The sequence below is a fragment of the Phytoactinopolyspora endophytica genome, from assembly GCF_004138495.1.
GTDB classification, from domain to species: Bacteria; Actinomycetota; Actinomycetes; order Jiangellales; family Jiangellaceae; genus Phytoactinopolyspora; species Phytoactinopolyspora endophytica.
In genome coordinates this window covers 20272-25163 of the sequence record NZ_ML142872.1, presented here as the reverse complement: position 1 = coordinate 25163, position 4892 = coordinate 20272, and the positions used below count along the sequence as shown (strand labels likewise).

4 protein-coding genes are annotated in these 4892 nt (G+C 68.3%); 2 read left to right on the top strand and 2 right to left on the bottom strand.

The features are described 5' to 3' along the window. Positions 1–15 precede the first annotated feature (15 nt). Both ELR45_RS30755 and ELR45_RS30750 read left to right on the top strand, forming a co-directional pair. Positions 16–1683, top strand: coding sequence for an acetolactate synthase large subunit (locus tag ELR45_RS30755; protein WP_129669696.1), 1668 nt, complete (start codon positions 16–18; stop codon positions 1681–1683). Positions 1684–1787: 104 nt separating this feature from the next. Further along, entirely contained in the window at positions 1788–2663 is an 876-nt protein-coding gene (locus ELR45_RS30750) for an aminoglycoside phosphotransferase family protein (RefSeq protein ID WP_129669695.1), read from the top strand. 28 nt (positions 2664–2691) lie between these two features. On the opposite strand, the gene ELR45_RS30745 is transcribed toward ELR45_RS30750, so the two are convergent. Then, positions 2692–3369 carry a response regulator transcription factor gene (locus tag ELR45_RS30745; protein ID WP_129669694.1) on the bottom strand — a complete coding sequence of 226 codons (678 nt, stop codon included), beginning with the start codon at positions 3367–3369 and terminating at the stop codon, positions 2692–2694. Next, entirely contained in the window at positions 3357–4598 is a 1242-nt protein-coding gene (locus ELR45_RS30740; protein ID WP_205857594.1) for a sensor histidine kinase, read from the bottom strand. The genes ELR45_RS30745 and ELR45_RS30740 overlap by 13 nt, the downstream gene beginning before the upstream one ends. Positions 4599–4892 lie beyond the last annotated feature (294 nt).

Sequence of the window (4892 nt, the reverse complement as noted above, 5' to 3'; positions counted from 1 at the left end):
ACCTGCGAGGCGATCATGAGCCAGCCCACCGACACCCCAGGCAGCGCGGCCGAGCTTCTCGTCCGGTGTCTGGAGAACGAAGGGGTCACCGTCGTCTTCGGCATTCCCGGCGAAGAGAACATCTACCTGACTCAAGCGCTTGAACGGTCTGGCATCCGTTACGTGCTCACCCGGCATGAACAGGCGGCCTCCTTCATGGCCGAAATGTACGGCCGCGTGACGGGGTCCGCGGGTGTCGTCTCCGCAACGCTCGGGCCGGGCGCGATCAACCTGCAGCTCGGCGTGGCCGACGCGATGACGAACAGCACCCCGCTGGTCGCCATCTCCGCGCAGGTGGGGCGGGACCGGAACTACAAGGAATCACACCAGTTCGTCGACTTGGTCAGCATGTTCCGGCCGATCACCAAATGGTCGGGCACCGTACCGAGCCCGGAGGCGATCCCGGAGGTCATCCGGAAGGCGTTCAAGACGGCCGAGACGGAACGGCCGGGTGCGGTGTACCTGGCCGTGCCCGAGGATGTCGACGACGCGGCGGCGGATGCAGCGCTGGCGCCGCTGCCGCGAAACGTCGTCCGTCCGGAGGCGCCGTCGTCCGATCAGGTGGGCCGTGCCGCCGAGCTGATCCGGCAGGCCCGGCAGCCGATCATCCTGGCCGGGCACGGGGCATCCCGCGGTCACGCGTCCGAAGCGCTGACCAGATTCGCGGAGTCGCTGGGTATACCCGTCGCCACGACCTTCCACGGCAAGGGCGTCTTCGCGGACGACCACCCGAACTCCCTCGGGACCATCGGCTTCATGACCCGCGACTACGCGAACTTCGGGTTCGAGAAGGCGGACGTCATCATCTCCGTCGGTTATGAGCTCCAGGAGTTCGACCCGGTCCGGGTCAACCCCGACGCCGACAAACAGATCATCCACGTCCACCGGTTCCCGGCCGAGGTGGACGCCCACTACTCCGTCGATGTCGGCATCATCGCCGACATCGGGGCGTCGCTGACCGCGCTCCTCGCCGAGCTGGGCGACCACGACTGCCCGCCGGCGGAGCCGACTCCGTCCAGCACGCTGCTCGGCGAGGAGCTGGAGAGCGGACGCCACGACGACCGTTTTCCGCTCACCCCGCAACGCGTCGTCGCCGACACCCGGACGGCGCTCGGACGCGAGGACATCGCGCTGGTCGACACAGGCGCGGTGAAGATGTGGATGGCCCGGCTCTATCCCACCTACGCGCCCAACACCTGCCTTGTCTCCAACGGCCTGTCCACCATGGGGTTCGCCCTGCCCGGCGCGCTCGCAGTCTCGCTGGCAAGGCCCGAGACCAAAGTGCTGGCCGTCGTCGGCGACGGCGCGTGGCTGATGCATTCCCAGGAGATCGAGACCGCGGTCCGCGAAGGCATCCCGCTCACGGTCTTGATCTGGGAAGACAACGGCTACGGCCTGATCGAGTGGAAGATGCAGATGGAGATGGGCGAGCACAGCAACACCGCGTTCAGCAACCCGGACGTGGTCGGCTACGCGGAAAGCTTCGGCGCCAAGGGCTACCAGATCACCTCGGCCGACGAACTGCTACCGACGCTGCGCGCGGCGTTGGACGATGACGGCGTCTCGATCATCAACTGCCCCGTCGACTACCGGGAGAACCTTCAGCTCATTCAGCGCCTGGGCCAGCTCGACGCGGCGCTGTGAGGGATGGGGTAGGCGGTCCTCCGAGACCCAGGCGAGTGGCCGCTGGAGAACGTGACGCGAGAAATTGACGTGATCGGCCGGATCGGCCCGAGTTAGATTCACCCATGGCTTCGTTCGTATTGCCGCGCAGGCTCATCGAGGAGTCGAACCGGGACCCGGAGCGGCGTGAATGGGTTGCCACTCTGCCTGACGTCGTCTCCGGCTTGGCCGAGCGATGGACGCTCCGGCTCGGCGAGCCCTACCAGCCCGGCGGGGCGTGCTCCTGGGTCGCACCCGCGGTCGACGCCGCCGGGCGCGACCTGGTTCTCAAGGTCGGTTGGCGGCACTACGAGGCCGAGCATGAGGCCGACGGCCTGCGGCTGTGGAACGGCGCCGGTGCCGTGCTTCTGTACGACACACATGCCTACGACACGACGATCGCGCTGCTGCTGGAGCGGTGCGTCCCAGGGACGCAGCTCAATGACGCGCTGCCCGAGCCGGAGCAGGACGTCGTCGTGGCGGAGATCCTGCGCAACCTGTGGCGCGAGCCGCCGGACGGCCATCGGTTCCGGCCGCTGCAGTCGATGTGCAACGCCTGGGCCGATGAGTTCGAGGAGCGGCTCGGCGCCCACCCGGGAGCCATCGATCCGGGCCTGGCGCGGGCCGGCATGGAGCTACTCCGCACCCTGCCGAGCACATCGCAACGGAACGTCGTGCTGTGCACGGACCTGCACAACGAGAACATCCTCGCGGCCGAGCGAGAGCCCTGGCTCGCCATCGATCCGAAGCCCTATGTCGGCGATCCCGCCTACGACGTGCTTCAGCACATGATCGACACAAGGCGGATCACCGAGGATCCGGCCGCACTCGTGCTGCGGATGGCAGAGCTTGCGGAGCTGGATCCCGAACGCGTCCGGCTGTGGGCGTTCGCCCGGTGCGTCCAGGAGTCCATCGGCATGCCCCAGCTCCGCGACGCCGCCAGACGGCTCGCGCCGCGGTGATGATGGCGCTACGCGAGCGGCGGCGGCCCTAACGCCTTCTCAGCTCTCCCGGGTCCTCGGTGTGGCTTTCGAGGTAGCGCAAGACGGCAGCGACCCGGCGATCGGTCTGATCGGTCGGCAGGAGGTCAAGCTTCATGAAGATGCTGCGGATGTGCTTGTGGACGGCGCCGTCAGTCACCACAAGCCGCTCGCCGATGGCGGCGTTGCCGAGACCTTCGGCCATGAGTGCGAGGACCTCGCGTTCGCGTGGACTCAGCCTCCCCAGGAGGTCCACGGCCCGCTTACGGGTGAAGAGCTGCGCGACCACCTCGGGATCGATGGCAGTACCGCCTGAAGCGACGCGGTGCAACGCCTCAACGAACTCCTCCACCCGGCCGACCCGCTCCTTGAGCAGGTATCCCACTCCGGCGACACCGTCGGTAAGGAGATCGGTGGCGAAGGACTGCTCCACGTAGGCGGAGAGCACCAGGACGCCGAGCCCTGGGTGGTGACGGCGTGCCTCGACGGTGGCGCGGATCCCCTCGTCGGTGTGTGTCGGAGGCATCCGGACATCGACGACGGCGACGTCCGGGCGGTGCTCCGCCACAGCGGCGAGCAACGCATCCGGGGTTGATACGGACGCCACCACCTCGTGTCCTTCCCCGGTCAGCAGGAGGGTCATGCCCTCGCGCAGCAGCGCGTCGTCCTCCGCGATCACGATCCGCATGGCAACTCCACCGTCAGGATGGTCGGTCCCCCACAGGGGCTGGTCAACGTCATGGTTCCGTCATGAGCCGCGACTCGTCGGCGAACGCCGGCTAAGCCGGAGCCGGTCGCCTCGGAGGCGCCGCCGACGCCGTCGTCGTGCACACGGACAGTCAGCAGCACGCCGGTTCGCTCGATCTCCACCGAAGCGTCAGCGGCGCGGCTGTGCAGCGAGACGTTCGTCAAAGCCTCGGCCACGACGAAGTACGCGGTCGCCTCCACGGACACCGGGACATCGGCCAACTCACCGACCGCTACCCGGCATGGCGTCCCGCAGTCTGCGGCCAACGCGTTCAACGCGCCGGGCAAGCCACGTTGTTCGAGCACGGGCGGCAGGATCCCACGGACAACGGTGCGAAGCTCCCCGAGTGCCTGCTCGGCGGCGCCTTGCGCGCGTTCCAGCGCCGCGTCCGCCGTTGCAGGGTCACGCACCACCGCACGACGAGCCGCCCCAAGCAGTACCACCACGCCGACCAGGCGGTTCTGGGTGCCGTCGTGCAGCGCCCGTTCGATCCGCCGGAGCTCCGCCGTGTGCGCGGTCAAAGCGCCGGCGCGTGTCGCGGTGAGCTCGGCGACGCGGTGTGACAGGTCGACGGACGGATGCGGCCCGAGCAAGCGGACTCCGGGCCGCGCCTGCAGCCGCGCCATCGCGGGAGCCAGACCGACCAGAATGGCGAGCCAGCTCACCCCCAACAGGCCGACGGCGATCGCCTCCGGCCAGGTATGCACGGCGAATCCGAGCGACGCCCCGGCCTCATCAGACGGCAGGAGGCGCCACCACAGCGGGAACGTCGTGTCCCGCACGGCGAGGATCGGGAGTATCAAGCCGAGCACGCTGAGCAGCAGACCCAGCGACGCATGCAGAACCATCCAGCGCAGGTCGCGACCGGTGGCAGGGTCCTCCCTGGCGGCTCGCATCCGGCTCGACCACCCGGCCGGTCTGGCCTCCGTATAGGGGCTGACCAGCTCATACCCCCAGCGACGGAGCCGCCCTCGCTCCCGCTCGGCGACGTTGCGGACGACCGTCAGCATCATCGGTAGCAGCGGCAGCCCGACGCCGACCAGACAGGCCACACCGACGGCCAGCGTCGCGACCAGCGCGAGCAGCGCGAGGATTGCCGTGCCGAGGCCGCCGGCCAGCCGCTCCACCGCCTCGAACGTGTCCCGTGGAGCGCGCGTCCCAGCCTTCACGTCATCGCACTGTACGGGAGTTGCGAGCGTTGCATGGCGCTTAGAGCGCACGCGCGCGAAGAGTACAGCCTGCTCTACCAAGAATCGGCAGCTGACGGCATTTCCCCGAATGAGTGTCGTCACTAGCGTCGATCGTGGTGTACGTACTTTGAGCTGGAGGAACCCCATGACCGACGACCCGTACCGACTTGATCCTGTCAGCGAGCCGACCACGCCCGCCCGGAGAGAGAACAACAACGCAGCCATGCGAGTTTTCCTATGGATCGTCCTGGTTCTCGCGGCGTCGGCGAACCT